We start from the raw sequence: 26,062 nt of genomic DNA on the forward strand, positions 1-26,062 counted from the left end.
CACGGCGTCCGACATATCACCACGATCAAGGCGCTTCGATGACCCAGGTCGTCCCTTCCCGGGAGTCCTTGAGAACGATGCCGAGCGCTGCCAGCTCGTCACGAATGGCGTCCGCGCGGGCAAAATCCTTACTGGTTTTTGCATCATGACGTTCGGCGATTTTGGCTTCGATCTCCTCCTCGCTAAGCGCTACCTGCTGCTGAGCGCCTTTGAGGAAGGTTTCCGGCACTTGCTGTAATAACCCCAGCACCCCGGCCAAGCGCTTTAATTCGCCTGCCAAGCGCGGCGCTTCCGCTGGCTGGTCGCTTTTCGCGCGGTTGAGATCGCGGGCCAAGTCGAACAGCGCGGCCAAAGCGACAGGGGTGTTGAAGTCGTCGTCCATGGCCGCGGTAAAGCGCTCGGCCGCCTCGCTGGCGACTGCCTGCTCGTCAGCGTCCACGCCTTCCAACGCCGTATATAGTCGCGTCAGCGACTTGCGTGCTTCGACCAGCGAATCCAACGAGTAGTTGATGGCGCTGCGGTAGTGGCTGGCGACCAACAGATAGCGAACGACTTCCGGATCATGCTCGGCAAGTACGTCACGGATGGTGAAGAAATTGCCCAAGGACTTGGACATCTTTTCCTGATTCACACGCACGGCGCCGGCATGCATCCAGGTATTGACGTAGGTTTTCCCTGTCGCTGCTTCCGATTGGGCGATCTCGTTCTCATGATGAGGAAAGGTCAAATCCGGCCCGCCGCCATGGATATCGAAGGTATCACCCAAGCAGCAGGTCGACATTGCAGAGCACTCGATGTGCCAGCCGGGGCGACCCTCTCCCCAAGGAGAGTGCCAGTGGGCTTCACCGGGTTTGGCCGCTTTCCAAAGCACGAAATCCAGCGGATCCTCTTTGTGTACATCCACATCCACGCGCGCTCCCGAGCGCATGTCATCCAACTGACGGTTGTTCAATTTGCCGTAGTCGGTGAACTTGCGCACTCGGTAGTAGACATCACCATTGGCCGCGGCATAGGCAAAGCCTTTGTCGATGAGCGTTTCGATCATCGCGATGATATCGTCGATGTGCCCCGTTGCCCGGGGCTCCTGACTGGGTGGCAGCACGTTGAGGCGAGCTTCGTCCTCATGCATCGCGGCAATCATGCGCTCGGTGAGCGCGTCGATGGGCTCGCCGTTCTCCTCGGCCCGCTTGAGGATTTTATCGTCGATATCGGTGATGTTGCGGACATAGGTCACGTCATAACCGCGATGGCGCAGGTAGCGGGTAATCACGTCAAAGGCCACCATCACCCGGGCGTGGCCAAGGTGACAGTAGTCATACACCGTCATACCGCAAACGTACATGCTGACCTTGCCGGCCACCAGCGGGCGAAAAGGGTCTTTGCGGCGAGTCAGCGTATTGTAAATATGCATATGACGTTTCCTTAGCCCTTCTGTTTGATTTTCGCCCAGCTATCTTTCAACCCAACGGTACGGTTGAACACCAGGTGGTCGTTAGTGGAGACATGGCGATCAGCACAGAAATAACCGACTCGCTCGAATTGGAAGCGATCTTCCGGCGCGGCGCTGGCCAGGCTTGGCTCGCCAATGGCGTTGCATACCACCAGCGACTCGGGGTTCAAATGCTCGAGGAAGTCGACGTCCTTGTCACGATCGGGCTGCTCGACCATGAACAGGTTATCGTAGAGGCGCACTTCCATCGGCACGCCGTGGGCCGCGCTGACCCAGTGAATCACCCCTTTCACCTTGCGGCCTTCGGGGTTTTTACCCAGGGTGTCGAAATCGACGGAGCAGCGCAGCTCGACGATCTCGCCTGCGTCATCTTTGATAACCTCATCACAACGGATCACATAGCTATTACGCAGACGGACTTCTTTACCGGGCGCTAAGCGGAAGAATTTTTTCGGTGCGTCTTCCATGAAGTCGTCTTGGTCGATGTAGAGTTCACGACCAAACGGCACCTTGCGCATCGGCATATCGTCACGCGCTGGGTGGCCCGGCACCTCGTACACTTCCTCGTGATCTTCCGGCACGTTCGTCAGCACTACTTTCAGCGGCTTGAGCACGCACATGGCGCGGGGTGCGTTATCTTCCAGGTCCGAACGAATGGCGTGGGTCAGCATGGCGATATCCACCAAACCACCGTCGGAACGGGTCACGCCGATCATTTCACAGAATTTACGAATCGAAGCGGGCGTATAGCCGCGGCGACGCATACCGGAAATGGTCGGCATTCGCGGGTCATCCCAACCATCGACGATCTGCTCATCCACCAACAGCTTCAGCTTACGTTTGGAGGTCAGCGTGTAGTCGAGGTTCAGTCTGGCAAATTCAATCTGGCGCGGCTTGGCGGGCACCGGCAGATTGTTCAAGAACCACTCGTATAGCGGGCGGTGGTCTTCGAACTCCAGCGTACAGATGGAGTGAGTAATACCCTCGATGGCATCCGACTGACCGTGGGTAAAATCGTACGAGGGGTAGATTTTCCACTTGTCACCTGTTTGGTGATGATGCGCATGACGAATGCGGTACAAGATCGGATCGCGCAAATTGATGTTGGGCGACGCCATATCGATTTTGGCGCGCAGCACTTTTTCGCCTTCACCAAACTCACCGTTACGCATCCGTTCTAGAAGGTCCAAGCTCTCTTCGGCGCTGCGCTCACGGTAGGGGCTAGGCTTGCCGGGCTCGGTCAGCGTGCCTCGATACTCGCGAATCTCATCCGGGGAGAGGTCATCCACATAGGCTTTGTCTTCACGAATCAGATGCTGCGCCCAGGCGTAGAGCTGATCGAAATAATCAGAGGCAAAGCGCACCGGTCCGGCCCACTCGAAGCCCAGCCAGCTGACGTCCTCTTTGATGGCATCGATGTACGCCTGCTCTTCTTTGGCAGGGTTGGTGTCGTCAAAGCGCAGATGACACTCACCACCCAACTGCTCTGCCAACCCGAAATTCAAACAGATCGACTTGGCGTGGCCGATATGCAAAAAGCCGTTGGGCTCCGGGGGAAAGCGCGTCACGATTTTGGTGACCTGGCCGCCCGCTATCTCGTCGCGTACTTGGTTGCGAATGAAGTTCGGCGCTGGGGTGGTCTCGTTGGTCATGGTGGTGTTGATAACCTCATGGTGGATGGCGTGCTGGGCAAACGATGCAAAGGCAATCAGGGTTAGCGCTTCGCGGTGCCGAGCAAAACCGCTATTATAACGTGACGCCGATGCACAGCGCCAAGGCGAACGCTTTTATTGAACAGGAATTTATCCATGATCGTATTACAGACGAACCACGGTGACATCACCATCGCGCTCAATCATGAAAAAGCCCCGGTTACGGCAGCCAATTTCGAGCAGTACGTGCGCGACGGTTTTTACGACGGCACGCTGTTTCACCGGGTCATTGATGGCTTCATGATTCAAGGTGGCGGTTTCGACCAGGACTTCAACCAAAAACCGACCCGTGACCCTATCGAGAACGAAGCCGATAACGGCTTGCAAAACACCATCGGCACGCTGGCCATGGCGCGCACCCAAGACCCCCACTCTGCTACGGCACAGTTTTTCATCAATGTCGGTAACAACAGCTTCCTTAACCATAGTGGCAAAAGCTTGCAAGGCTGGGGCTATGCGGTGTTCGGAGAAGTCGTTGAAGGCATGGATGTGGTGAACGCGATCAAAGGCGTCAGCACCACACGTCGCGGCATGCACGCCGATGTGCCTGCGGAAGATGTCATCATCGAACGCGCCTACGTGAAGGAAGCGGAATAATCGTTGGGAGCTTTATGCGTACGCTGCTAATCGCTGATATGCATCTAAGTCACGAGACACCTGAGATCAATCAGGGGTTTTATCGCTACTTAGAACAGACGGCCAGTGGGGCACAGGCGCTCTACATCCTGGGAGATCTTTTCGATGCCTGGATGGGTGACGACCTGCTGGACACCCCTCACCCACTGAGCACCGTGGCCCATGACGTCATTCGACGACTGCACGCACTCAGCGAAGCTGGCACTGCCGTCTATTTCATCCATGGCAACCGAGACTTTTTACTGGGTGAACGTTTTATTCACGCCTGTGGCGCCACCCTGCTACCGGAAAGCGAACAAGTAGAGCTGCAAGGCGTTCCCGCCGTCATTCTCCACGGCGATAGCCTCTGCACCAAAGACGAGGCGTATATGGCTTTTCGCGCTCAGTCGCGCAGCGAACAGTGGCAGCAGCAAATTCTTTCGCTGCCCCTGGAGCAGCGGTTGGAGCTTGCCAAAAGCCTGCGCATGCAGTCGGGTGATGCCAATGCGGGCAAAGCCGACGACATCATGGACGTCACCCAAGATGAGGTTGTGGCACTCATGGAACGTTACGGTGTAACGACCATGATTCATGGGCACACCCATCGGCCCAAGGTGCACGACCTCACGGTCGAAGACGTTCCTGCCAAGCGCTTCGTACTGGGCGACTGGGACAACCAACACGGCTGGGATGTGGTGGTAGAGCCTGCTAATGAGCGTCATGCCGAACCCGTTCTGCGTCAGTTTTCGCTCGACGCTCTGCCTTGACTTGCGATACGAGCGACAAAAAAAGCCGATCACTCGATCGGCTTTTTCTCGGCTCATTGCAAGCGCCCACGCGGGCACTTGCATTTATTCCAATGGGGTATTTCAAGGACTTAGCGCTCGATCTCCGCATCGTTACGTAGATCGTCGATCAACCCCTGGATAACCGACTGGGCACGAAGCTGCTCGGCCATTTGCGCAACGAACGCGGTCATCTGCTCGTCCACTTCGCCTACAAAAACGCGATCTAGCGCAACGACAGCCACACCTTGCGGCATAGTCACCGCACGATAAACGCTTTCGCCCTCGCTGGGACGCGGCATACGGAACACTTCGCCCACAAGCGATTGAGGCAGTGCGCTATCCGACTGACGCGACACGTCATTGGCTTCCAGCCACTCCAGCTCGACATTTTCACCGTTCCGCAAGGAAGCAATCAACTCTCCCGCCTGAGCCTGAAGGGCCTCTTGACGCTGCTGAGCTGCGACGGCCTGTTCGACCTCATCGCGCACGTCTTCCAAAGGCAGAACCGTCGCGTCACGATGCTCGGCCACCCGTAGCACCAAACGACGGTCGTTATCGAGTTCGATGACTTCGCTGTTATAGCCCTCTTCCAGCACGTCTGCACTGAAGGCTTCATCTAGCACGCCAGGCTCGGAAAGTACGCCTTCCCCTTCATCACGGGCAATCCACTGCGTTTGCTCGAGTGTCAGGCCGAGATCATCGGCGACGCTTTGAAGGTCATCCGCGGCAAAACTCTCATCGATCAAGCGCTGAACCCGTTCGTTGAACGCGTCATTCACTTCCCGAAGTGCCACGTCTTGAGCCAGTGCATCACGCTGCTCTTCGAAGGTGGGGCCTGCCAGCTCGGTCATGCGGAGAATGTGGAAAGCACCATCCATTTCTACCAGCTGAGAGGTTTCGCCCACACCCAGGGAAAACGCCGCCTCGTCAAAAGCATCACCAAAAAAACCGCGACTGATGACACCTAAATCACCGCCATCTTCGGCACTAGCCGTGTCATCGGAATAGCGCGCGGCCGTATCAGCAAAGCTTTCGCCTTCGTTGAGGGACGCAAGCGCTTCGCTAGCCCGCGCCTGAGCTTCTTCACGGCTACGCTCGTCACCGAAAGTGATCATAATGTGCGATACGCGACGATCAGCGCTTTGGCTCTGCGCTCGCCACGCGTCGCGAAGCGCCTGTTCATCGACATCGACGTCCTCCGCCATAGCTTGGCGATCGATCAACACATACTCTACGCGCACCTGCTCAGGACGCTCGAAACGCGACTGATTGGCATCGTAGTAAGCCTGCATCTGCTCGTTGGTAACGTTGACGTCGATATTGGCGTCTTCGGCGCTCAGCATGACGTAACGAAAATCTCGCTGCTGCCGCTGTAAGTCAGCCAAACGCTCTTCTTCACTAGCCAGGGTGAAATCGCTAAAGGCAAGCCCTTGCTGTAAATGCTGTCGCTTGATGTCTACTCGTAGCTCTTCACGAAACGAGAGAGGCGTGTAACCTGCACCGGCGAGACGGTTACGGAAAATGTCTGCTGAGAATCGTCCATCTTGATCATGGAACTCGGGCAAGCTAACGATCATTTGATCCAATTGAGCATCGGAGACGTAAAAACCGCCCTCTTCCGCGTACTGGGTCAGTAAGGATTGGGTAATCAGCTGATCGAGCATATCGTTGCGCAAGGCGCGCTCTTGCTCTGGCGGCACCTGTCCAGAGCGCAACGCACGTTGAACGTTCAGCTCGACTTCTTGACGCATAATGGGCTCACCATTGACGCTGGCGACCTCGTTGGGATCGCTGCCGAACACGCTAAACAGCGACTCCACGCCAAACAGTGCCATGGCTGCCACCATGAGACCGATAATTATCTTGGCACCCCAGCTTCTGGAGCCATCTCGTATACTTTGCAGCATGCTAGCCTCAGATCATCAAAGCCATCTATTGCCCGAAATAGCGGGCCAGAAAATAACATGGGCGCATCGCGGATGCGATGCGCCCATTAATTTACAGCCAACGCGACCCAATTAGTTGACGGCGTCTTTCAGCGCTTTACCGGCTTTAAAGCTAGGTACTTTGGCGGCGCTGATTTCGATGGGCTGACCCGTCTGCGGGTTACGGCCAGTACGCGCAGCACGCTCTTTGATCGCAAATGTACCAAAACCGACCAGAGAAACACTCTCGCCTTTTTTGAGGCTATCGGTGACAGACTCCACCATGGCATCCAATGCGCGGGTTGCCGCTGCTTTCGGAATATCTGCAGACGCGGCAATAGCTTCAATCAGCTCGGACTTATTCACACTTCACCCCTTAACTGTTTCAAAAAATGGCTCTGAACGGTACGGTCACCGAGTGCATCAACCTCAAAGCATAGCTGCGTTTTATAGCAATGCCTTGAAACACCTGTCAAGCGACCTGACCGTGAAATGCCCGCCGCTCAAGGCATTGGGCAAATTTATTAAGTAAAATTAAAGCAGGCGTTGCTTTAACGCTTAATGGGTACTTGCAGCAGCATTCGTATTGAACGACGTGTCTGCGCCTTTCAACGTGGCACCTTCGGCAACGTTACCCGTCAACGCGACCGCCAGCACGTCATCTATCCACCGTACGGGACGAATATCAAGTGCATCTTTGATATTTTCCGGTACTTCCTTGAGATCTCGACGATTTTCCTCAGGAATTAGGACGGTCTTTATACCACCCCGCCGAGCCGCCAGCAATTTCTCCTTTAGCCCCCCAATCGGCAGTACTTCGCCGCGCAGATTGACCTCACCCGTCATAGCGACCTCACAACGCACCGGGCGCTGCGTATACGCGGAGACAATGGCTGTCACCATGGCAATACCCGCGCTAGGGCCGTCTTTAGGCGTGGCACCCTCGGGCACGTGGATATGCAGGTCTTCGTTCTCGAAACGCTGAGGATCGATCCCGTAACGCTCGGCTCGCGCCTTGACCACCGTCTGGGCAGCGCTCACCGACTCTTTCATGACATCCCCTAAAGAGCCGGTTTTATGGATGCGCCCTTTACCTGGCGTAACCACCGATTCGATATTGAGCAGCTCGCCACCCACCGAGGTCCAGGCCAAGCCCGTGACACGACCGACCTGATCCTCCTGTTCCGCCAATCCATAGCTGTAGCGGCGCACACCGGCATAGGTTTCGATCTGCTCGGCCGTCAGTATTTGCTGCGCCTGCAGCTTGCTGCCCGCTTTATCTGTTGATTTACGCTCTGCTTCTAGACGCTCACGCAGTACCTTACGACACACTTTCGCGATCTGGCGCTCGAGTTCACGCACCCCGGCTTCGCGTGTGTAGTAGCACACGAGCTCCAGCAGAGCATCATCACCCAGTGCCAGCTCATGGGTTTCCAGACCGTTCGCTTCAAGCTGCTTAGGCAACAAATAGCGCTTGGCGATAGCAAGTTTTTCATCTTCGGTGTAGCCCGGAAGACGAATGATCTCCATACGATCCAACAGCGGTCCGGGAATGTTCATCGAGTTCGCCGTACAAATGAACAGCGTCTCGGAAAGGTCATAATCCAGCTCGAGGTAATGGTCGCTAAAGCTACCGTTCTGCTCTGGGTCCAGCACTTCTAGCAGTGCCGATGCAGGATCGCCCCGATGATCCATGCCCAGCTTGTCCACCTCATCCAGGAGGAAAAGCGGGTTTTTAACACCGGCTCGACTCATACGTTGCATCAGCTTACCTGGCAGCGATCCAATGTAGGTGCGACGATGGCCGCGAATCTCCGACTCATCACGGACGCCACCCAAGGCAAGACGTACATACTTACGGTTAGTCGCGCGAGCAATGGATTGACCAAGCGACGTTTTACCCACCCCGGGCGGACCAACCAAACAAAGCACTGGGCCTTTCAACTTGCGCACGCGTTTTTGTACGGCAAGATATTCAAGAATGCGTGCCTTGACCTCTTCCAACCCGTAGTGATCCGCATCCAGCACTTCTTGCGCTTTGACCAGATCGTGTTTTACCCGGGTGCGCTTTTTCCAAGGCACTGCAATAAGCCAGTCCAGATACGATCGCACCACGGTTGCTTCGGCAGAGTTGGAAGCCATCATTTTGAGCTTGTTGAGCTCTTGCGTTGCCTTTTCTGATGCCTCTTTGGGCATACCGGACGCTTTGATCGCTTGCTCGTACTTCTCTGCCTCATTGGGCACGTTATCCAGCTCACCCATCTCTTTTTGGATGGCTTTCATCTGCTCGTTGAGATAGTACTCTCGCTGAGTCTTCTCCATCTGCTCTTTGACACGCGAGCGAATGCGCTTCTCGACCTGAAGCAGATCGATTTCTGACTCGATCAACGCCATCAAGTGCTCGATACGATCCCGGACGCGATCCATTTCGAGCAACTCTTGCTTGTCGCCAATTTTTAGTGACAAATGCGCACAAATGGTGTCGACCAGCCGACTCGGGTCTTCGATGCCGGACAGCGAATTCAGCACCTCGTTAGGCACTTTCTTGGAAAGCTTCACGTACTGTTCGAACTGATTGAGCAGTACCCGTACGAGCGCCTCTTGCTCACGGTTAGTGAGTGGTTCGCTTTCCCGTGGCGTCAAATACGCCTGAGTGTAGCCCGCTTCGCTTTCCTCGATATCGATGACATCCGCCCGGAAACTGCCTTCGATCAATACCTTGACGGTACCATCGGGCAGCTTGAGCAGTTGCATGATGTCAGCAACGGTCCCCATCGCATAGAGGTCCGCGTTATCAGGGTCGTCTTGAGAGGCCTCGCGTTGAGCCACCAGCAGTACACGCTTGTCGGCTTCCATCGCGGCTTCCAGCGCCTGTATGGATTTCTCACGACCAACAAAAAGCGGAATAACCATTTGCGGGTAGACGACGACATCCCGCAACGGCAACAGGGGTAGACATTGTGTCTGTTCGGCGTTCTGCTGCATCGCAGACGTTCCTCAAATTCGGATGAGTACTTGATGGGTACTTAGTCAAGTACCACACAGTGGAAAGGGCATGGCAGGACACGCTCACTGCGTGCTGGTCAGCCATTTCAAGTCGCGTATTAACAGCAAGGGGCCGCCTAGGCGACCCCTTGGTTTGGCACAAGCGGTGGAGAGCTAGGCCGTGGCGGGCACCTTATGATTAACCGTCGGTACCATCGACACGAGTCTCTTGCTGCTGCGAGTAGATCAACAGCGGTTCACTTTCGCCAGCGATGACGGAACCATCGATGACGACTTTGCTCACCCCTTCCAAGGATGGAATTTCATACATCGTATCGAGCAGAACCGACTCTAAAATGGAGCGAAGTCCACGTGCGCCGGTTTTTCTCTCCATGGCTTTTGCCGCCACGGCTCTCAGGGCATCGTCTCTGAACTCCAGAGTGACGTCTTCCATTTCGAAGAGTTTGCCATACTGTTTGATCAACGAATTCTTTGGCTCGGTCAAGATTTGCACCAAGGCCTCTTCGGTGAGTTCTGTCAATGTGGCGATCACTGGTAAACGGCCGACGAACTCGGGTATCAAACCGAACTTGACGAGATCTTCAGGCTCGACATCTGCAAGAAGCTCCCCTACACCACGAGAAGACTCTTTGCTTTTCACGCTGGCATTGAAGCCAATGCCACCTTTTTCAGCGCGATCACGAATCACCTTGTCCAGTCCGGCAAACGCACCGCCCACGATAAACAGGATATTGGCCGTGTTTACCTGCACGAACTCCTGCTGGGGATGCTTGCGACCGCCTTGAGGAGGTACGGACGCCGTAGTGCCCTCGATCAGTTTCAACAGCGCCTGCTGCACCCCTTCGCCCGAGACATCACGGGTAATCGAAGGGTTGTCCGATTTACGCGAAATCTTATCGATTTCATCGATATAAACAATACCGCGCTCGGCCTTCTCGACATCGTAGTCGCACTTTTGCAGTAGTTTCTGGATGATGTTTTCGACATCTTCACCCACATACCCTGCTTCGGTCAGCGTCGTTGCATCAGCAATGGTAAAAGGTACATTCAGTAGCCGCGCCATGGTCTCGGCCAGCAGCGTCTTACCGCTTCCCGTCGGACCAATCAGGAGGATGTTGGATTTACCTAGCTCCACATCGCCTTCACGCACTTCTGACTTCAGACGCTTGTAGTGGTTATACACCGCTACGGACAGCACCATTTTGGCGCGGTCTTGTCCGATGACGTAGTCGTCCAGCGTATGACGTATTTCGCGGGGCGTAGGTAGACGCTCCTCATCGCTCTCGGCATCGGCTTCGAGAACTTCTTCGCGAATGATGTCATTACACAAGTCGACACACTCATCGCAGATATACACGGACGGGCCAGCAATCAGCTTACGTACTTCGTTTTGATTTTTGCCACAAAACGAGCAGTAGAGCAGTTTGCCACCTTCGTCCTTGCCTTTGCCGTCGGCCATTCGCGTACCTCTGTCACTGCGGCGGCTGACGCCGCCTTAAAAGCTCGTTAGAAAAGCAGAATCCTATCACGCTATCAGGATGTAGGCCGCTTATCCAGCACTGCGTCAATCAAGCCATACTCTTTGGCTTTATTGGCGCTCATGAAATTGTCACGGTCGGTATCTTGGGCCACTTTATCAATGTCTTGGCCAGTATGGTGGGCCAAGATTTGATTCAACTTCTCCCGGATACCAAGAATTTCACGGGTGTGAATCTCAATATCCGATGCTTGCCCCTGGTAACCGCCCAGCGGCTGATGAATCATCACACGTGAGTTCGGTAAGCAGTAACGCTTGCCTGCAGCACCTGCGGTAAGCAGTAGCGCGCCCATGCTGGCGGCTTGACCGATACACACGGTGGAAACGTCCGGCTTGATGAACTGCATGGTGTCATAGATAGACATCCCTGCCGTCACAGAGCCGCCGGGCGAGTTGATATATAAGTGAATGTCTTTGTCGGGATTTTCAGACTCAAGAAACAGTAGTTGCGCCACGACAAGGTTGGCCATGTAGTCTTCTACAGGGCCCACCAGGAAAATCACGCGCTCTTTCAGCAGACGCGAATAGATATCGTAGGCTCTTTCCCCTTTGGCGCTCTGCTCAACCACCATGGGCACTAGACCGCCGGCGTTTTGAATATCAAACTCACTCATTCGGGTGATTCCTTGCGTCCGGTAAGGGAAAAGCGCACCCAAGCAGGGTGCGCCACGCGATGAGATCAGGCGCTTGCCTGTTCGCCCTCTTCATTCTCATCTTGCTCAGCCTGTTGCTGAGCAGCAGCCAGCGCTTGCTGGTAAGACATTTCCACGTCTTTGACGTTCGTTTGCTCAAGCAGTTTATCGACCGCCTTCTCTTCAAGAATGGCAGATTTCACTTGGGTTTTCAGCTGCTCGTTACCCATGTAGTACTCCACCACTTCGGTGGGATCTTGGTACTGCTCTGCCAGCTCTTCGACTTTGGCTTTGATTTCAGCGTCGTCAGCATCCAACTCGTGAGCTTTGATCACTTCGGCCAACAGCAGACCGACTTGAACACGTCCTTTAGCTTGCTCCTCGAACAACTCGTTCGGCAGTTGGGTAACATCAAAATCCTCACCCAAACCGAACTGCTGAGCGGCCTGACGCTTCATACCGTCAGTTTCTTGCTGAACTAGCGCGCTGGGAACGGGAATGTCGTTTGCCTTCTTGAGGGCATCCAGCACCTGTTGCTTGACACGGTTATCGACCGCCTGAGAAGCCTCACGCGTCATGTTTTTCTTGATTTCAGCCCGAAATTTGGCTTCATCACCACCTTCGACACCAAAACGCTCAATGAACGCCGTATCCACTTCCGGCAGCTTTTGAGTACTCACTTTGTGAACGGTGACTTTGAAAGTCGCGTCTTGACCAGCAAGGTGCTCGGCTTGGTAATCTGCCGGGAACGTAACAGAAATAGTTTTCTCTTCGCCCGCTTTCGCACCAATCAGTTGCTCTTCGAAGCCCGGAATAAAGCTGTTGGAACCGATGACCAAGGCATGACCTTCAGCGCTGCCACCCTCGAACGGCTCGTCACCCAAGAAGCCTTGAAAGTCGATGGTAACCTGGTCGCCATCCGCTGCGGCCGTATCGACCTCTTCCCACTCAGCATTTTGCTTGCGAAGCGTATCGATCATTTCATCGACATCGGCCTCGCTGACAGAAACCACCGGACGCTCTACGTCCGTGCCTTCGATAGACGCCAGCTCGACCTGCGGGTAGACCTCCATGGTGGCAACGAACTCAAGATCTTTACCCGCTTGGTTTACCTTCGGTTCAATCTGCGGAAAACCAGCGGGATTGAGACCTTCTTCAGTGATGGCGCGTACGTAGCGCTCACGCATCACTTCGCCCACCACTTCATTGCGCACGCTGTCGCCATAGCGCTGACGCACGACGGCCATGGGCACTCGGCCTTGGCGGAAACCGTTCAAGCGAACGTTTTTCGCGGTGTCTTTCAAGCGAGCGCTGACGGCCTCGTCGATGTCTGCTGCCGGCACTTGAATAGTGATACGGCGTTCGATCTGGGAGGTCGTCTCGACGGAAACTTGCATGAATTGTCCTCTAGCGGATAGGCGTTGTGTTGATTGCGTAAAATGTATTCAAGGGGATCAATTTTAAGAACCCTGACGCATGGTGGCAAGCGCCATGCTCGCAAGATGGGGGCGTGACCATCGATTACAAGGGGTTAGCAGAACAAAAACTCACATTTCCCGTGCTGTCCACCATAACGATACGGCGTGCAGTAAAAGTCCGCACGTTGCCGCATGCGAGATAAATACCTGCCAACTGATCCAGTCGGTAAATATGGCGTGCCAAGCGCCCATCACTATAGCGCCTGCCACCAACATCACGATCAAGCGCTTGATGAGCCCCGGAAGCGTTTGCCTTGCGCTTTGAGACAGCATCTTCCACTGAAAAATAGCTGCTCCAGCCACTAGAACCAGAGCCATCACCAGCAGCGTTTGGCGCGTCTCGTGGCCACCCGCCATATAACGCGGTAGCGCTGCAAGCATCACCACACATAGGCCAATCGCCACACTGACACGCTCAGAGGAATAGGCTGATCGCTGCATGTTCAGGCGACCTTCAGCTGTTGATCGTCGATCCATTCTTCTACCCAAGGCAGCGCCGCATCATCTGCCATAAAGGTTTCCATGGCATCAATTTCAAGGCGCTCTCCTAGGCGGCGAGCGCCGAGATCCTGTAGCAGCTCATCCAGCGCTCTTCCCGCGCCACAAAACGTATCACCGTAAGAGCTATCGCCTAATGCGATGAGACCGTAACGTAACTTTGTTAGCGAGGGGCTTTGATCTTTCAAGCTGCGTACAAAGGGTACGAAATTACCGGGAAAATCACCGCTACCTGTGGTCGAAACGCAAAACAAGCTCAAGTCACTACCCTGGGTTACATCTTCCACCGTTGGCTGCTCTGAAATTTCGACCGTATAACCTGCCTGTTCGAATAGCGGCTTCACCTGTTCAGCCACATCCAATGCACCACCATACATGGTACCCACTACAATGGTTAACGTCGGCATTGCTCTACTCCTCGACGAAGATGTCGTACTGAGTGCCCTTGCGCATTCAACGTTCGCTCATCAGCGCTTGGCTCGTAAAGTCAGTCGACAAATACCTGATGAATTTGCTCAAATATTACCACGATCAGCAAAAACGACGCACGCCCACGATGGGCTCAATCAATCGTCCAATAGGAGCGCTTATGCAGCAGGCCTTCGAGACATGGATCACGCCCATAATGATTGGCGGCCTGATCATTTTCATGTGCTTTATCATTTGGGACCTGGCCAAAAAGTCGAACGCAGGCAAATTTGGCACGATCATGCTGTTTATCGTACTGGGCGCGGGGATGCTCGGTTACGTCATTAAAGTCGTCATCACTTGGCTCATCGAAGGACGAGGCATTTAGCCACTTACCAAGCTAGTCGCCCGTAGAGCTCGCATCAAAGAGCGAGCTCCAAACACTAAAAGGAGTGCCTAGGCACTCCTTTTGAGTAAGCGAACAGCAAAAAAGAAACTATTGGCTGCTCGAATAGCGCTCCACTTGCTGCTTGAGCTTCTGGCCTGGGCGAAACGTCACCACGCGCCGAGCGGAAATGGGAATTTCCTCACCGGTTTTCGGGTTACGCCCAGGCCGCTCACGCTTATCACGTAGGTCAAAGTTGCCAAAGCCCGACAGTTTTACCTGTTCGTTTTCGCGCAAACAGGCGCGGATTTCTTCAAAGAACGCCTCTACCATCGCTTTTGCTTCTCGCTTTGACAGCGCAAGCTCTGTATGTAAATGCTCAGCCAGCTCTGCTTTGGTCAACGCACCCATAGGGCTCCTCCATGTAGCATACGCATTGCCAAGAACGTGATAAGCGTCGTGTCATGGCATAGCTTAGTTAGCCGCGAAGTTCGGCATCTAATTCGGCTCGCACGTTTGTAATGATCGAGTCGACCAACTGATTGATTTCCTCATCATTTAGCGTGCGTGAAGCGTGCTGCCAGGTCAAGCCCAATGCAATGCTCTTATATCCCTCGGCCACGCCTTTACCAGCATAGACATCAAATAGCTTTATGTCTTTGAGGTAATCACCAGCCTTGGCTTTTGCACAATCCAGCAACGCTTGTACCGGTGTCTCTGCCTTGATCAAGAAGGCCAAATCGCGACGAACTTCCGGATAACGCGAAAGCGGCTCGAAGGCGGGAATCGAACCTTGGCTCAACGCATCCAATCGGACCTCGAACAGCACGGCATCCACTTTGAGCCCTAACGTTGCACGGACCTGGGGATGAAGCGTACCAATCCAGCCAGCAGGTTTCCCTTCATGGAAGAGCTGCGCCGTTTGACCGGGATGCAGCGAAGGATGCACTCCAGGCTCGAAGCGCCAGGCTGCTAGGCCACCCCCCATGGCCAAAAGACTCTCCAGATCCCCCTTCAAATCGTAGAAGTCTACCTGCGCTTTAGCACCATCCCAGCCTTCAGCTTCTCGCCCACCACATACCAGCGCCCCCATCATCGGGACTTGGGTTAGGTGGTCCAGAGAGCCATTGAACACCAACCCCGTCTCAAAAATGCGCACTCGCGTCTGCTGGCGATTCAGGTTGTGCTCCAGTGCTCTGACTAGCCCAGGAAATAGGCTGGCGCGCATCACAGAGAGGTCTGACGAGATCGGATTGGCCAATACCGGCGACACTGCGTCCGGTAACAGCGCTGCCTGTAGATCAGGAGCAACGAAACTGTAAGTGACAGCTTCTTGAAAACCACGCGCAACCATTTGGTGACGCAGTTGCGATGGTGTCAATGTCGATTCATTCGCAGAACGCAGTGCCAATCGAGCAGCTGGACGTCGCACCGGTAGATTGTTGTAGCCATGAATACGCGCCACTTCCTCGATGAGGTCTTCCTCGATGGCAACGTCAAACCGCCAGCTAGGCGCGACCACCGACCAACCCTCCGCATGCTTATCGACATCAAGACCAAGACGCTGGAGTATATCGGTAACATCGTCCGCCGATAGCCGCTTGGAAAGCGCGCTTTCTAGACGGGCTTCACGCAGCGTAATGGCGCGCGGCGCGGGCAAGTGCTCTTCGCTAACGGTTTCCACCACCGGGCCTGCCTGACCGCCACAAATCTCCAACAGAAGCTGTGAAGCACGCTCGACCGCTACGAGAGGAAGCTCAGGGTCGACGCCACGCTCAAAACGGTGCGATGCATCGGTATGCAGGCCGTAAGAGCGCGCCTGTCCGGCAATCGCAAGTGGCGCGAAGAACGCCGACTCTAGAAAAATGGCCTGGGTATTTTCGCTGACCCCAGAGTTTTCGCCCCCCATGATGCCAGCCATGGCCAGAGGGCCGCGCTCATCGGCAATGACGAGCGTTTCTGGGCGTAGGGTGACTTCTTGGCCATCCAACAGCGTCAAGCGCTCTGCGTCTTTGGCCAAACGCACGGTAATACTGCCCTGCAAATGATCGCGATCGAATGCGTGCAACGGCTGGCCAAGCTCCAGCATGACGTAGTTGGTGATATCCACCACAGGGTCGATGGAGCGTACACCGCTGCGACGCAGTCGCTCTACCATCCATAGCGGCGTTTCTGCATTCGTAGCCACGCCTTCGATCACACGCCCTACATAGCGCGGACACTGTTCAGGAGCCTCGACCTTCACAGGAAACGTTGTATCGATCGTTGGCGCCACAGCCGCAATGCTTGGGCCGCTCACCGGCAAGCGGTTGAGCACTCCCACTTCCCTGGCTAGCCCTTTGATACTCAGGCAGTCGCCCCGATTTGGCGTCAAATCCACCTCGATCGTCATATCATCGAGCTGCATGTAGTCACGAAAGCTTGTGCCTACCGGCGCCGACGCTGGCAATACCAGGATACCCGGAGAAGTCTCCTCCTCAAGCCCCAGCTCGGACGCCGAACAGATCATGCCACGAGACTCAACGCCTCGCAGTTTGGCTTTTTTGATCTTGAAGTCTCCCGGCAGCACGCCTCCTACCTGAGCGAAGGGAATTTTCTGACCTACATCGACATTCGGCGCTCCACAAACGACCTGCACCGGTGCTGCCGACCCATCATTCACCGTACAAACATTGAGCTTATCGGCGTCGGGGTGCTTCTCTTTGGTGAGTACTTCCGCCACAACAACGCCGCTAAATGAAGCGGCCACTGGCTCAACGGCATCCACTTCAAGGCCCGCCATGGTGATCTGGTCGGCGATGGCCTGTGTATCCAGCTGCGGAGTTACCCAATCACGCAACCACTGTTCTGAAAATTTCATGTTGATTCCCGTCGCTGGCAGCAGTCTTTAGGTGAATTGACGAAGGAAGCGCAGATCGTTTTCGAAAAACAAGCGCAAATCATTGACGCCATAGCGCAGCATGGCCAAACGCTCGGCACCCATCCCAAAGGCAAAGCCCGTATAGCGCTCGGCGTCGATACCAGAGTGTCTGAACACCTCCGGATGCACCATGCCGCACCCCATCACCTCTAACCAGCCACTATGGGAGCAAACGCGACAACCGTTACCACTACACATCACGCACTGAATATCCACCTCGGCAGAGGGCTCAGTGAATGGAAAGTATGAGGGCCGGAAACGAACCGAAAGGTCGTCGCGCTCGAAGAATGCTTGCAAGAAGTCTTCGATCGTTCCTTTCAAGTCAGCGAAACTGATGCCCTCATCTACCAACAGCCCTTCGACTTGGTGAAACATGGGCGTATGCGTCAAATCCGAATCGCTACGATACACGCGACCTGGACACACGATGCGAATAGGCGGCTCACTGCTCTTCATCGTACGAACCTGTACGGGAGACGTGTGGGTGCGTAGCAAACGCGTCGCGTCGAAATAGAAGGTATCCGCCATCCCCCTAGCCGGGTGGTGAGCCGGAATATTGAGCGCTTCGAAATTGTGGTAGTCGTCTTCGATCTCTGGCCCCACGGCCACATCAAAACCAATGCGAGTGAATAACCCCTCGATACGCTCCAACGTACGCGTTACTGGGTGCAGTCCACCGCTCTCCTGCCCTCTCCCAGGCAACGTGACGTCGATGCGCTCAGCCGCTAGGCGAGCATTGAGTGCCTCGCTCTCCAGCTGCTCACGCTTAGCGTCAATGTCACTCGACAACGCTTGCTTGGCTTGGTTGATTTGCTCGCCAGCCGCAGGGCGCTCTTCTGGTGACAGCTTGCCCAAGCCTTTTAGTAAGGCGGTGACTTCGCCTTTTTTACCTAAGTAACGTACGCGCAACTCATCTAGCGCTGAGACGCTCTGCGCAGCTTGAATAGCATCGCGGGCCTCTGACACCAGAGTAGGAAGGTGATCCATCCAATTTACTCCGAATTAAGCGGTCCCATCCCCGAGGATGGCTGGCATGTTGAAGGTGACAAAAAACAGGGGAAGAGCGGCTGCTCTTCCCCTGCATGGGTCACACTGAAATGACCTTGGGCATTTCACACGGGCATTAAACCAGTGCAAATAGCCTTATTGGGCAGCCTTGGCTTTTTCCACGATAGCAGCAAAAGCTGCTTTTTCGTGTACTGCCAGGTCGGCCAATACTTTACGGTCGATTTCAATACCGGCTTTCTTCAGACCGCCAACAAAGCGGCTGTAAGACATGCCGTTGATGCGCGCACCAGCGTTGATACGCTGAATCCACAGCGCGCGGAATTGGCGCTTGCGGTTGCGGCGGTCACGGTACGCATACTGGCCGGCTTTGATAACAGCCTGTTTGGCTACACGGAAAACACGCGAACGTGCACCATAGTAACCTTTGGCCTGCTTCAGAACTTTTTTATGGCGACGACGGGCAACTACGCCACGCTTAACACGGGTCATAACACACTCCTGACTTTATGACTGAGGCTAGAGGCACTCAGATAAGAAAACTCGACCTTACAGGTTCGGCAGCATGCGCTGAATCAACGCTTTGTCGGAAGCATGAATCTGCTTCATGCCACGCAGCTGACGCTTACGCTTGGTCGACTTCTTGGTCAAGATGTGGCTACGGAAAGACTGTTTGTGTTTGAAGCCATTCGCAGTCTTTTTGAAGCGCTTGGCAGCGCCGCTGTTGCTTTTGATTTTCGGCATGAGAAAACTCCGCTCGATATTTTTTAGAAAACCCAGGGCCGACTAGCGCCTAAGCGCTAGCCCGTTGACTTCGCCGTTGGATCACTTCTTTTTCGGGGCAAGGATCATGATCATTTGGCGGCCTTCCATTTTCGGGAAAGACTCCACCGCTCCGATCTCTTCCAGGTCTGACGCAATCCGTTCCATCAGCTTACGACCGATGTCTTGGTGCGCCATTTCACGACCGCGGAAGCGCAATGTGACCTTACCCTTGTCACCACCTTCCAAGAAACGGGTCAGGTTTTTGAGCTTCACCTGATAATCGCCTTCGTCGGTGCCAGGACGGAATTTGACTTCCTTGACCTGGATTTGCTTTTGCTTCTTCTTTTGAGCCGCTTTTTGCTTTTTGGTCTCAAAAACGAATTTGCCATAATCCATGATCTTGCAAACGATCGGATCGGCATTCGAAATTTGCACGAGATCTAAACCGGCAGCTTCCGCACGTTCAAGAGCCTCAGTGGTGGGCACAACGCCCAACTGCTCGCCTTCGGCATCGATTAAACGTACTTCTTCTTCGGTAATTCGCTCGTTCATTGGTGGGCGTTTATCTTGTGGACGCCCGCGCTGGTTGCTTCGCTTGATTGCTCTGTCTCCTTAGGCAATTGACGATGTCGCCAGGGCTGCTCGCTCGGCATTGATACGTTCGATGAAGTCATCGACGGTCAAAGTTCCGAGGTTTTCGCCGCTGCGAGTTCGCACGGCCACTGAGTCAGCTTCGACTTCCTTATCTCCGACCACAAGGAGATAGGGAATTTTCTGTAACGTATGCTCACGGATTTTAAAGCCGATCTTCTCGTTCCTCAAGTCTGCTTTGACGCGAAGACCGCTTTTTTGCAAGCGTTTCTCCAATTTCAGCGCATATTCGCGCTGTGAATCGGTAATATTCATGATGACCACTTGCTCTGGTGCCAACCATAATGGCATAGCACCTGCATAATGTTCAATCAGGATGCCGATGAAGCGCTCCATGGAGCCGACGATCGCCCGGTGAAGCATGACCGGCGCCTTGCGCTCGCCCTCTTCGGTTACATATTGTGCACCAAGGCGCTCGGGCATCATGAAGTCCACCTGCATGGTGCCGACCTGCCATTCGCGACCCAAGCAATCCTTCATGTGATACTCAATCTTCGGGCCATAGAACGCGCCTTCGCCGGGAAGTTCCTGCCAATCAACGCCGCAGGCTTTTAGCGCACCGCGAAGGGCGTCTTCAGCGCGATCCCACACTTCGTCACTACCAATACGCTTTTCCGGACGCAGCGCGATTTTGATTGCGATATCTTCAAAACCGAAGTCTTGATACACCTTTAGTGCTTGGCGATGAAAGCTCGTTACTTCCGGCTCGACCTGCTCTGCGGTACAGAAGACATGGCCGTCGTCTTGAGTAAAAGCACGTACGCGCATGATGCCGTGCAAGGCGCCTGAAGGCTCGTTACGATGGCAGCCACCAAACTCACCAAAGCGAACTGGTAGCTCACGGTAGCTACGCAGTCCTGAGTTGAATACCTGCACGTGCCCCGGGCAGTTCATCGGCTTGAGCGCGTATTCGCGCTTTTCCGACTCGGTAAAGAACATGCCATCGGCATAGTTGTCCCAGTGGCCTGACTTTTTCCACAGCGACACATCCATCACTTGCGGACAGCGAATCTCTTGATAGCCACCCTCTTTGTAAACGCCGCGCATGTACTGCTCGACCTGCTGCCAAAGCGCCCAGCCCTTGGGATGCCAGAACACCATCCCAGGCGCCTCTTCCTGCATGTGGAAAAGATCGAGCCGCCGCGCCAGCTTGCGGTGATCGCGTTTTTCGGCCTCTTCCAGGCGTTTAAGGTACGCCTTTAACTGTTTTTTATCCCCCCACGCAGTCCCATAGATACGCGTCAGCATGGGGTTGGAGGAGTCACCGCGCCAGTACGCACCGGCCAACTTGGTCAATTTGAAGGCCTTCAAATGACGCGTGTTGGGCACGTGCGGTCCACGACACATGTCCGTGTACTCTTCATGATGGTACAGCCGAATCGCCGCGCCTTCAGGGATGTCGCGAATGATCTCCTGCTTGTAAGTCTCATTACGTTTTTCGAACGTAGTCATCGCTTGATCGCGATCGACGTACTCACGAATGACGTCATATTCATGGTCGATCAGCGCCTGCATCCGCTTCTCGATAGCGTCCATATCATCAGGCGTTATCGATTTACCAAAATCGACGTCGTAGTAAAAGCCATCATCAATGACCGGACCAATGGCCATTTTGGCGTCGGGATAAAGCTGCTTAACCGCGTGCCCAATCAAGTGAGCACAGGAGTGGCGGATAATCTCTAGACCTTCTTCATCCCGGGCAGTAATGATAGAAACATCGGCATCCTGCTCGATGATATCGGCAGCATCTACCAGCACACCATCTATTTTGCCCGCCACACAGGCCTTGGCCAAACCAGGGCCAATGGACTCTGCCAGTTGCATGATAGAGAGGGGCGCTTCGAACGTTCTTTGGCTGCCGTCAGGCAGTGTCACTATGGGCATTCAGGTATTCCTTGAGCGCAGTGGTGATCCATACCAGGGATCACATTTCGCTATCAATGGGTTAGGGTCTTCATGGGGCTTTTAGGGCCGCCAAGCCTATCAGACTTTGTGACGCCGTAAAATAAAACGGGAGGCATACGCCTCCCGTTCTGTGTCAAAGGGTGTCATCGACGCTCAGGTCGAGGCAGCCTTTTCACGATACTGTCGTGTGGATTAGTTCCACTCGTCCAGTTCTACACGGCGGTTCTGGAAACGACCCTCTTCGGTATCGTTGGTTGCCACGGGACGCTCTTCACCGTAGCCTACAGCACGCATACGGTTAGCTTCCACGCCGCGCTGGTTCAGATAGGTTGCAACGGACTCAGCACGACGCTGAGACAGGTCCTTGTTGTACTGGTCAGAACCACGAGAGTCGGTGTGGCCTTCGATGCTCACACGAACGTCTGGGTTGTTGACCAGACGCTCAGCTACGCCGTTCAGGACGTTCTGTGCATTTGCAGTCAACTGAGCGGAATCAAACTCAAAGTTAACTTCGCGAAGTACCACGCTATCCGGGCAACCCAGCGCGTTGACTTCTACACCCGCCGGAGTATCCGGGCACTGGTCGCGATAGTCCGGAACGCCGTCGTTATCAGAATCCAGCGGGCAGCCGTTGGCATTGACTGCTACACCAGCCGGGGTGCCCGGGCACTGGTCGCGGTAATCAGGCACGCCGTCACCGTCGGAATCCAGCGGGCAGCCTTCGGCATCAACGGCAACACCCGCAGGCACTTCGCCGTAGCTCGGGCACTGAGGTGCTACCGGCTCAGGTGTACGATCTGCACACAGCAGACCACCGATAGCTGCACCTGCCGCTGCACCGGTTGCGGCACCCGCATCTTCATCTGAGCTGCTGCTGGTGGCATAGCCAATGCTACCGCCGATGATGCTGCCCGCCAAACCACAAACCGCGGGGTGCTGGTACCAGCTTTGGCCGCTGTTGGCGCCTGCTTGGCCAGAAGACTGAGAGGCTGAGCTAGCGCAACCTGACAGGCCGACGACTAAAGCAGAACCGATTAGCAAGCCAGTCGTTGATTTTTTCATGCAAGACTCCTTCTTGATCCAATGCTGACATGGTCTAGAGACCAAATCTATCCAATGCTTCTTATGGCGAGAGCATCCATTTTTCGCTGTTCTGATCCAGGACGGGGTTCCCCTGCCCGTGAAACTGAACGTGGTGCCTATCATTAACGTTTCAGCGTTAGAAGGCAACAATGCCGAGATATCAACTTCTTGCCAATACCGACCTTACCAGCATAGCAAAGCTCACATCGATGGCATTAAAAATTTTTAATGAAGAGCGGAAGGGCCTTTAGCGCGCCATTTAATTACCTCTGCGGCGGCTGCGAGCACCGCAGGGCGCATCTCATCTTCCACAGCTAGCCTTTCCTTGTCCTCTTGCATTCTTTCCCGTGGGGTCAACTGTTTGCGCGCAGAGTGCGTCTTAAGATGACGCGTACGGTTATAAACCTCGGCGAACGCCTGAAACTCAGGTCGTTCAGAAAGACTTGGATCGACGATTTCAAGCAGCACTTTACAGCGCCAGGAACCCTCGGTGATGTCGACTTGCTCTTGGACGAGAGCGCTCACCACGTAGTCCAGATTTTCTAGGCTGTTTTGCTGAGCACGCCGCTCTTCTTCCAGTCTAAACGCTTCACGGCGCTTCACTTCGCTTCGCAATTTATGGGCGTAGACGACCAACCCGGCGATGATTAGCACAGCGACAACGAACAGTAAAAGTGCAACCGTTGAACTCATAAAGCCCCTGAAACGTATAAAATAGCTTAACGAGAATTGTACACCCAATTAGCATCAGTAGACCAACCCAATTCGTCGTTTGCACGCCGTCGTAAGGGCAGTGTCGCGGTTAGCTAAAACGTGAATGCAGCTTGTCCGCCTGGGACAAAGAAGACGCCACCACTTGAACACCGGTACGATATCGCCAACACCACCAAGCCCACCCAAGGCTCAAGGCAAGTCCTACGGCGCCAGCGGTGTGTAGTAAGGCCAGCCATAAAGGCAGCCACAACAAGACATTCGCAATCCCCAGCCCTACCTGGAGGCCATAAGCGATGAGCACACCCACCAAGGCATTACTCACCGGCTGTAGGCCCCGATAACGCCACCAAAGCAGTAACAATAGCCCTCCTAATAAAAGAGCGCCCAATCGATGAACCATATGGATCGCCGTGCGCGCATCGGCATGGAGCTGCCCGTGCAAGTAACTAGGCCCCACCGTTTGCGTTAGATGAAACCCTTCACTGAGGTCCATGGCTGGCCACCACTGCGTGTTGCAGGTCGGAAACCCTTGGCAAGCAATACCCGCATAGTTACTAGTGACCCAGCCTCCCAGCGCCAGCTGAAGCACCAGCGCGGCTCCCGCTACGTACCAGAGAAGATTGCCAGCCCTGGCTGCACCACCTTTGTTGCGCCACGCCCTGCGCAACCGAAGATGCAGCCAGAAAAACAGCATCAAAACACTCAATCCTCCGAGCAAATGCAGCGTGACAACCTGTGGCCACAACTTAAGAGTAACGGTAAACGCACCAAACGCGCCCTGAACGAGAATAACGATCAGTAACGCCAAGCTAAGTCGCCATGGATATTCTGGACGTTTGCGCAGTGACCACCCCATTGCCACGATGGTGAGCACAATCAAGCCCAATAAACTGGCTACATAGCGGTGAGCCATCTCTACCCAGGCTTTGAAGGGCTCTAAAGGAGCATCAGGATGTCGAAGCGCCGCATGATCACTATCGGGAACAATGAGTTTGCCATAACAACCAGGCCAGTCAGGGCAGCCTAATCCTGCGTCGACCAAACGGGTCCACGCACCTACCAATATCACACAGGTAGTCAGTAACGTACCTGCTAACGTCAACCTTACAAGCCAGTCAAGGCGCTGTGAGTAGCTATGCATCGAGCTTCCTTACGGCTAAAACTAGCCGAGCAAAGGCTATATTGGATTGACTTTAAACAGGTGACGTATGTCATCCAGGATGTCGGCCGTAGCCGTTTCGTCACTAAAAGAGAGCGCTGGCCTGCCCATCGGATCGAACAACCACATGCGGTTTTCACCCCCCCAAGAAGGAGAATGTTGCCATTTTGTCACCACCTCGCCTGGCAGTGCAGTGGTCTCCCCACCAATCCTCAACCGCTGCAGTCGCGGCGCCTCACGCCCTAAGGCACGGTGTAGGCGCCAAAGTGCGTCCTGCTTTTCTTCGCATTGGCTACTGCAGTCAAATACCAGGGTCCACCGTTCTGAAGAGGGGGCACTCACCGCCAGCGGCCACTGTCGCAATGGGGGAACATCTAGGATGACTTGTCCATGAGCCGTATGCGCCTGCGGAATACCGACTTGCCACGTTAACATCCCCCAGGCAGTGACGATCGGCGCAGCAAAGATCACGAACAAACATAGCAGCTTGATTCTGGGATAACGTACTGGACGGTGAGACTGCATATTAACGTCCTCTTTCATAATGCTCGCGACGATCAGCCGCTAGGCGATGTCCGCCAAACAGCATGATGACGAAAGCCGTCAATGCCAAGGCCCACCACTGAACAGCATAGCCAACATGACGGCTTGCTGGCATAACGCTTGCCTCCCACCATGGCGTTAACACACCGTCCCCTTGCTCTGCATGCAGCCAGCCATGATGGCTGAATTCGCCCAAAGCCCCTTCCCAAGGCGCGAGACTTAGCTGCTGAAGGCGTACGCCCTCCTGGTTAGCCCCATAAAGGGGGCCTTGTGCTTGCGCTTTCTGCCACTCGCCCGACACGTCGATGACGCCTTCGGGAGTCGACACATGAGGCGCGTCTCTACTAAACCCCGTCTCCAAAAAACCGCGTTGAACCAACCACAGTTGACCATTCATGTCTCTCAGCGGCGTCAGCACCGCCACGCCTAAGCGTCCAGAGGCCATACGATTATCCAGATAGAGCGTGTGTTGCGGCAGATACCTGCCTCGAAGATATACTTGCGCCCCGTCTGATGGTGTATCGACGGGCTCGATCATTGACGGAGCCGCGGCCCTGCTGGCCAGTAAATCGCGCTTGTCATCGGCCCGCTCCCACTGCCATAGTCCCAACAGAATGCCAAGCGTCACCACGACAGACCAAAACAAATACCAGGCATAGAATCTCACTGGATAACGAGAGGGCTTGATCATGTTTTTAAAACTACTCATTGCCGTCGTGTTTATTGGAATCGTCGCCAGTCTTGCCGCAGGAGCAGGCTTTTTGCTACGAGATGACAGCACCTCAAGGCGTCTACTCATATCGTTAAAATGGCGTATCGCTCTCACCTGCCTACTCATCGCGCTGCTACTTATTGGCTTTTTATCTGGCGAGCTTGGGTAACG

The 26,062-nt window shown here is 54.6% G+C and carries 25 protein-coding genes; 4 read left to right on the plus strand and 21 right to left on the minus strand.

Annotated features, from left to right (window positions below):
- Nucleotides 1–25: 25 nt before the first annotated feature.
- A complete protein-coding gene (gene cysS, locus MHM37_RS12345; RefSeq protein ID WP_153844020.1) occupies nucleotides 26–1,411 on the minus strand; it encodes a cysteine--tRNA ligase in 1,386 nt (461 codons plus the stop codon).
- An 11-nt stretch (nucleotides 1,412–1,422) separates the two neighbouring features.
- Nucleotides 1,423–3,102: a glutamine--tRNA ligase/YqeY domain fusion protein gene (locus MHM37_RS12350; protein WP_139528516.1), complete on the minus strand. Its 1,680-nt coding sequence runs from the start codon at nucleotides 3,100–3,102 to the stop codon at nucleotides 1,423–1,425.
- Nucleotides 3,103–3,258: 156 nt separating this feature from the next.
- Between MHM37_RS12350 and MHM37_RS12355 the strand changes: the two genes are divergently transcribed.
- Both MHM37_RS12355 and MHM37_RS12360 read left to right on the plus strand, forming a co-directional pair.
- Nucleotides 3,259–3,759, plus strand: a complete 501-nt coding sequence (locus MHM37_RS12355) for a peptidylprolyl isomerase (protein ID WP_139528517.1) — start codon at nucleotides 3,259–3,261, stop codon at nucleotides 3,757–3,759.
- Between the two features lie 14 nt (nucleotides 3,760–3,773).
- Nucleotides 3,774–4,544, plus strand: coding sequence for a UDP-2,3-diacylglucosamine diphosphatase (locus tag MHM37_RS12360; RefSeq protein WP_139528518.1), 771 nt, complete (start codon nucleotides 3,774–3,776; stop codon nucleotides 4,542–4,544).
- A 110-nt stretch (nucleotides 4,545–4,654) separates the two neighbouring features.
- Here the strand turns inward: MHM37_RS12360 and MHM37_RS12365 are convergent, their stop codons facing one another.
- From MHM37_RS12365 to MHM37_RS12400, 8 genes are all read right to left on the minus strand, one after another.
- Entirely contained in the window at nucleotides 4,655–6,472 is a 1,818-nt protein-coding gene (locus MHM37_RS12365; protein WP_239296888.1) for a SurA N-terminal domain-containing protein, read from the minus strand.
- A gap of 111 nt (nucleotides 6,473–6,583) precedes the next feature.
- Complete coding sequence (locus MHM37_RS12370) at nucleotides 6,584–6,856, minus strand: HU family DNA-binding protein (RefSeq protein WP_009724302.1); 273 nt, start codon at nucleotides 6,854–6,856, stop codon at nucleotides 6,584–6,586.
- A 192-nt stretch (nucleotides 6,857–7,048) separates the two neighbouring features.
- A complete protein-coding gene (gene lon, locus MHM37_RS12375) occupies nucleotides 7,049–9,475 on the minus strand; it encodes an endopeptidase La (protein ID WP_239296887.1) in 2,427 nt (808 codons plus the stop codon).
- Nucleotides 9,476–9,674: 199 nt separating this feature from the next.
- Nucleotides 9,675–10,955 carry an ATP-dependent Clp protease ATP-binding subunit ClpX gene (gene clpX / locus MHM37_RS12380; RefSeq protein ID WP_139528521.1) on the minus strand — a complete coding sequence of 427 codons (1,281 nt, stop codon included), beginning with the start codon at nucleotides 10,953–10,955 and terminating at the stop codon, nucleotides 9,675–9,677.
- Nucleotides 10,956–11,029: 74 nt separating this feature from the next.
- Nucleotides 11,030–11,647 (minus strand): ATP-dependent Clp endopeptidase proteolytic subunit ClpP, encoded by a 618-nt coding sequence (clpP, locus tag MHM37_RS12385; protein WP_139528522.1) that lies wholly within the window; start codon nucleotides 11,645–11,647, stop codon nucleotides 11,030–11,032.
- 65 nt (nucleotides 11,648–11,712) lie between these two features.
- Nucleotides 11,713–13,062, minus strand: a complete 1,350-nt coding sequence (gene tig, locus MHM37_RS12390) for a trigger factor (RefSeq protein WP_219863642.1) — start codon at nucleotides 13,060–13,062, stop codon at nucleotides 11,713–11,715.
- Between the two features lie 150 nt (nucleotides 13,063–13,212).
- On the minus strand, nucleotides 13,213–13,584 hold the full coding sequence (locus tag MHM37_RS12395; protein ID WP_153844016.1) for a hypothetical protein: 372 nt from the start codon (nucleotides 13,582–13,584) through the stop codon (nucleotides 13,213–13,215).
- A gap of 2 nt (nucleotides 13,585–13,586) precedes the next feature.
- Nucleotides 13,587–14,048, minus strand: a complete 462-nt coding sequence (locus MHM37_RS12400; RefSeq protein ID WP_153844015.1) for a flavodoxin — start codon at nucleotides 14,046–14,048, stop codon at nucleotides 13,587–13,589.
- A 182-nt stretch (nucleotides 14,049–14,230) separates the two neighbouring features.
- Here MHM37_RS12400 and MHM37_RS12405 point away from each other — a divergent pair, with 182 nt between their 5' ends.
- Entirely contained in the window at nucleotides 14,231–14,437 is a 207-nt protein-coding gene (locus tag MHM37_RS12405; protein WP_139528526.1) for a DUF2788 domain-containing protein, read from the plus strand.
- A 108-nt stretch (nucleotides 14,438–14,545) separates the two neighbouring features.
- Here the strand turns inward: MHM37_RS12405 and MHM37_RS12410 are convergent, their stop codons facing one another.
- The 11 genes from MHM37_RS12410 to MHM37_RS12460 form a co-directional block, all read right to left on the minus strand.
- Nucleotides 14,546–14,845, minus strand: a complete 300-nt coding sequence (locus MHM37_RS12410) for an integration host factor subunit alpha (RefSeq protein ID WP_139528527.1) — start codon at nucleotides 14,843–14,845, stop codon at nucleotides 14,546–14,548.
- A gap of 67 nt (nucleotides 14,846–14,912) precedes the next feature.
- A complete protein-coding gene (pheT, locus tag MHM37_RS12415) occupies nucleotides 14,913–17,294 on the minus strand; it encodes a phenylalanine--tRNA ligase subunit beta (protein ID WP_153844014.1) in 2,382 nt (793 codons plus the stop codon).
- Between the two features lie 27 nt (nucleotides 17,295–17,321).
- Nucleotides 17,322–18,341, minus strand: a complete 1,020-nt coding sequence (gene pheS, locus MHM37_RS12420) for a phenylalanine--tRNA ligase subunit alpha (protein WP_139528529.1) — start codon at nucleotides 18,339–18,341, stop codon at nucleotides 17,322–17,324.
- Nucleotides 18,342–18,497: 156 nt separating this feature from the next.
- On the minus strand, nucleotides 18,498–18,851 hold the full coding sequence (gene rplT, locus MHM37_RS12425) for a 50S ribosomal protein L20 (protein WP_009097607.1): 354 nt from the start codon (nucleotides 18,849–18,851) through the stop codon (nucleotides 18,498–18,500).
- Between the two features lie 57 nt (nucleotides 18,852–18,908).
- Nucleotides 18,909–19,103, minus strand: coding sequence for a 50S ribosomal protein L35 (gene rpmI, locus MHM37_RS12430; RefSeq protein ID WP_009724291.1), 195 nt, complete (start codon nucleotides 19,101–19,103; stop codon nucleotides 18,909–18,911).
- An 81-nt stretch (nucleotides 19,104–19,184) separates the two neighbouring features.
- Nucleotides 19,185–19,724, minus strand: a complete 540-nt coding sequence (infC, locus tag MHM37_RS12435) for a translation initiation factor IF-3 (protein ID WP_139528530.1) — start codon at nucleotides 19,722–19,724, stop codon at nucleotides 19,185–19,187.
- Nucleotides 19,725–19,736: 12 nt separating this feature from the next.
- Nucleotides 19,737–21,659, minus strand: a complete 1,923-nt coding sequence (gene thrS, locus MHM37_RS12440) for a threonine--tRNA ligase (RefSeq protein WP_153844013.1) — start codon at nucleotides 21,657–21,659, stop codon at nucleotides 19,737–19,739.
- 213 nt (nucleotides 21,660–21,872) lie between these two features.
- Nucleotides 21,873–22,742, minus strand: coding sequence for an OmpA family protein (locus MHM37_RS12445; RefSeq protein ID WP_139528532.1), 870 nt, complete (start codon nucleotides 22,740–22,742; stop codon nucleotides 21,873–21,875).
- A gap of 246 nt (nucleotides 22,743–22,988) precedes the next feature.
- Nucleotides 22,989–23,456: a DUF2489 domain-containing protein gene (locus MHM37_RS12450; RefSeq protein ID WP_153844012.1), complete on the minus strand. Its 468-nt coding sequence runs from the start codon at nucleotides 23,454–23,456 to the stop codon at nucleotides 22,989–22,991.
- 109 nt (nucleotides 23,457–23,565) lie between these two features.
- On the minus strand, nucleotides 23,566–24,618 hold the full coding sequence (locus tag MHM37_RS12455) for a COX15/CtaA family protein (protein ID WP_139528534.1): 1,053 nt from the start codon (nucleotides 24,616–24,618) through the stop codon (nucleotides 23,566–23,568).
- 544 nt (nucleotides 24,619–25,162) lie between these two features.
- On the minus strand, nucleotides 25,163–25,870 hold the full coding sequence (locus MHM37_RS12460; protein ID WP_139528535.1) for an SURF1 family protein: 708 nt from the start codon (nucleotides 25,868–25,870) through the stop codon (nucleotides 25,163–25,165).
- Between MHM37_RS12460 and MHM37_RS12465 the strand changes: the two genes are divergently transcribed.
- Nucleotides 25,869–26,060: a DUF2909 family protein gene (locus MHM37_RS12465; protein WP_139528549.1), complete on the plus strand. Its 192-nt coding sequence runs from the start codon at nucleotides 25,869–25,871 to the stop codon at nucleotides 26,058–26,060. The genes MHM37_RS12460 and MHM37_RS12465 overlap by 2 nt on opposite strands.
- The last annotated feature ends 2 nt before the right edge of the window (nucleotides 26,061–26,062 follow it).

The sequence above is a fragment of the Halomonas sp. MMH1-48 genome (assembly GCF_022348105.1).
Lineage (GTDB): Bacteria > Pseudomonadota > Gammaproteobacteria > Pseudomonadales > Halomonadaceae > Vreelandella > Vreelandella piezotolerans.

Coding starts and splice junctions, on each gene's coding strand:
- cysS (WP_153844020.1), bottom strand. CDS start 1,411: ATGCATATTTACAATACGCTGACTCGCCGCAAAGACCCTTTTCGCCCG.
- MHM37_RS12350 (WP_139528516.1), bottom strand. CDS start 3,102: ATGACCAACGAGACCACCCCAGCGCCGAACTTCATTCGCAACCAAGTA.
- MHM37_RS12355 (WP_139528517.1), top strand. CDS start 3,259: ATGATCGTATTACAGACGAACCACGGTGACATCACCATCGCGCTCAAT.
- MHM37_RS12360 (WP_139528518.1), top strand. CDS start 3,774: ATGCGTACGCTGCTAATCGCTGATATGCATCTAAGTCACGAGACACCT.
- MHM37_RS12365 (WP_239296888.1), bottom strand. CDS start 6,472: ATGCTGCAAAGTATACGAGATGGCTCCAGAAGCTGGGGTGCCAAGATA.
- lon (WP_239296887.1), bottom strand. CDS start 9,475: ATGCAGCAGAACGCCGAACAGACACAATGTCTACCCCTGTTGCCGTTG.
- clpX (WP_139528521.1), bottom strand. CDS start 10,955: ATGGCCGACGGCAAAGGCAAGGACGAAGGTGGCAAACTGCTCTACTGC.
- clpP (WP_139528522.1), bottom strand. CDS start 11,647: ATGAGTGAGTTTGATATTCAAAACGCCGGCGGTCTAGTGCCCATGGTG.
- tig (WP_219863642.1), bottom strand. CDS start 13,062: ATGCAAGTTTCCGTCGAGACGACCTCCCAGATCGAACGCCGTATCACT.
- MHM37_RS12395 (WP_153844016.1), bottom strand. CDS start 13,584: ATGCAGCGATCAGCCTATTCCTCTGAGCGTGTCAGTGTGGCGATTGGC.
- MHM37_RS12400 (WP_153844015.1), bottom strand. CDS start 14,048: ATGCCGACGTTAACCATTGTAGTGGGTACCATGTATGGTGGTGCATTG.
- MHM37_RS12405 (WP_139528526.1), top strand. CDS start 14,231: ATGCAGCAGGCCTTCGAGACATGGATCACGCCCATAATGATTGGCGGC.
- MHM37_RS12410 (WP_139528527.1), bottom strand. CDS start 14,845: ATGGGTGCGTTGACCAAAGCAGAGCTGGCTGAGCATTTACATACAGAG.
- pheT (WP_153844014.1), bottom strand. CDS start 17,294: ATGAAATTTTCAGAACAGTGGTTGCGTGATTGGGTAACTCCGCAGCTG.
- pheS (WP_139528529.1), bottom strand. CDS start 18,341: ATGGATCACCTTCCTACTCTGGTGTCAGAGGCCCGCGATGCTATTCAA.
- rplT (WP_009097607.1), bottom strand. CDS start 18,851: ATGACCCGTGTTAAGCGTGGCGTAGTTGCCCGTCGTCGCCATAAAAAA.
- rpmI (WP_009724291.1), bottom strand. CDS start 19,103: ATGCCGAAAATCAAAAGCAACAGCGGCGCTGCCAAGCGCTTCAAAAAG.
- thrS (WP_153844013.1), bottom strand. CDS start 21,659: ATGCCCATAGTGACACTGCCTGACGGCAGCCAAAGAACGTTCGAAGCG.
- MHM37_RS12445 (WP_139528532.1), bottom strand. CDS start 22,742: ATGAAAAAATCAACGACTGGCTTGCTAATCGGTTCTGCTTTAGTCGTC.
- MHM37_RS12450 (WP_153844012.1), bottom strand. CDS start 23,456: ATGAGTTCAACGGTTGCACTTTTACTGTTCGTTGTCGCTGTGCTAATC.
- MHM37_RS12455 (WP_139528534.1), bottom strand. CDS start 24,618: ATGCATAGCTACTCACAGCGCCTTGACTGGCTTGTAAGGTTGACGTTA.
- MHM37_RS12465 (WP_139528549.1), top strand. CDS start 25,869: ATGTTTTTAAAACTACTCATTGCCGTCGTGTTTATTGGAATCGTCGCC.
- MHM37_RS12460 (WP_139528535.1), bottom strand. CDS start 25,870: ATGATCAAGCCCTCTCGTTATCCAGTGAGATTCTATGCCTGGTATTTG.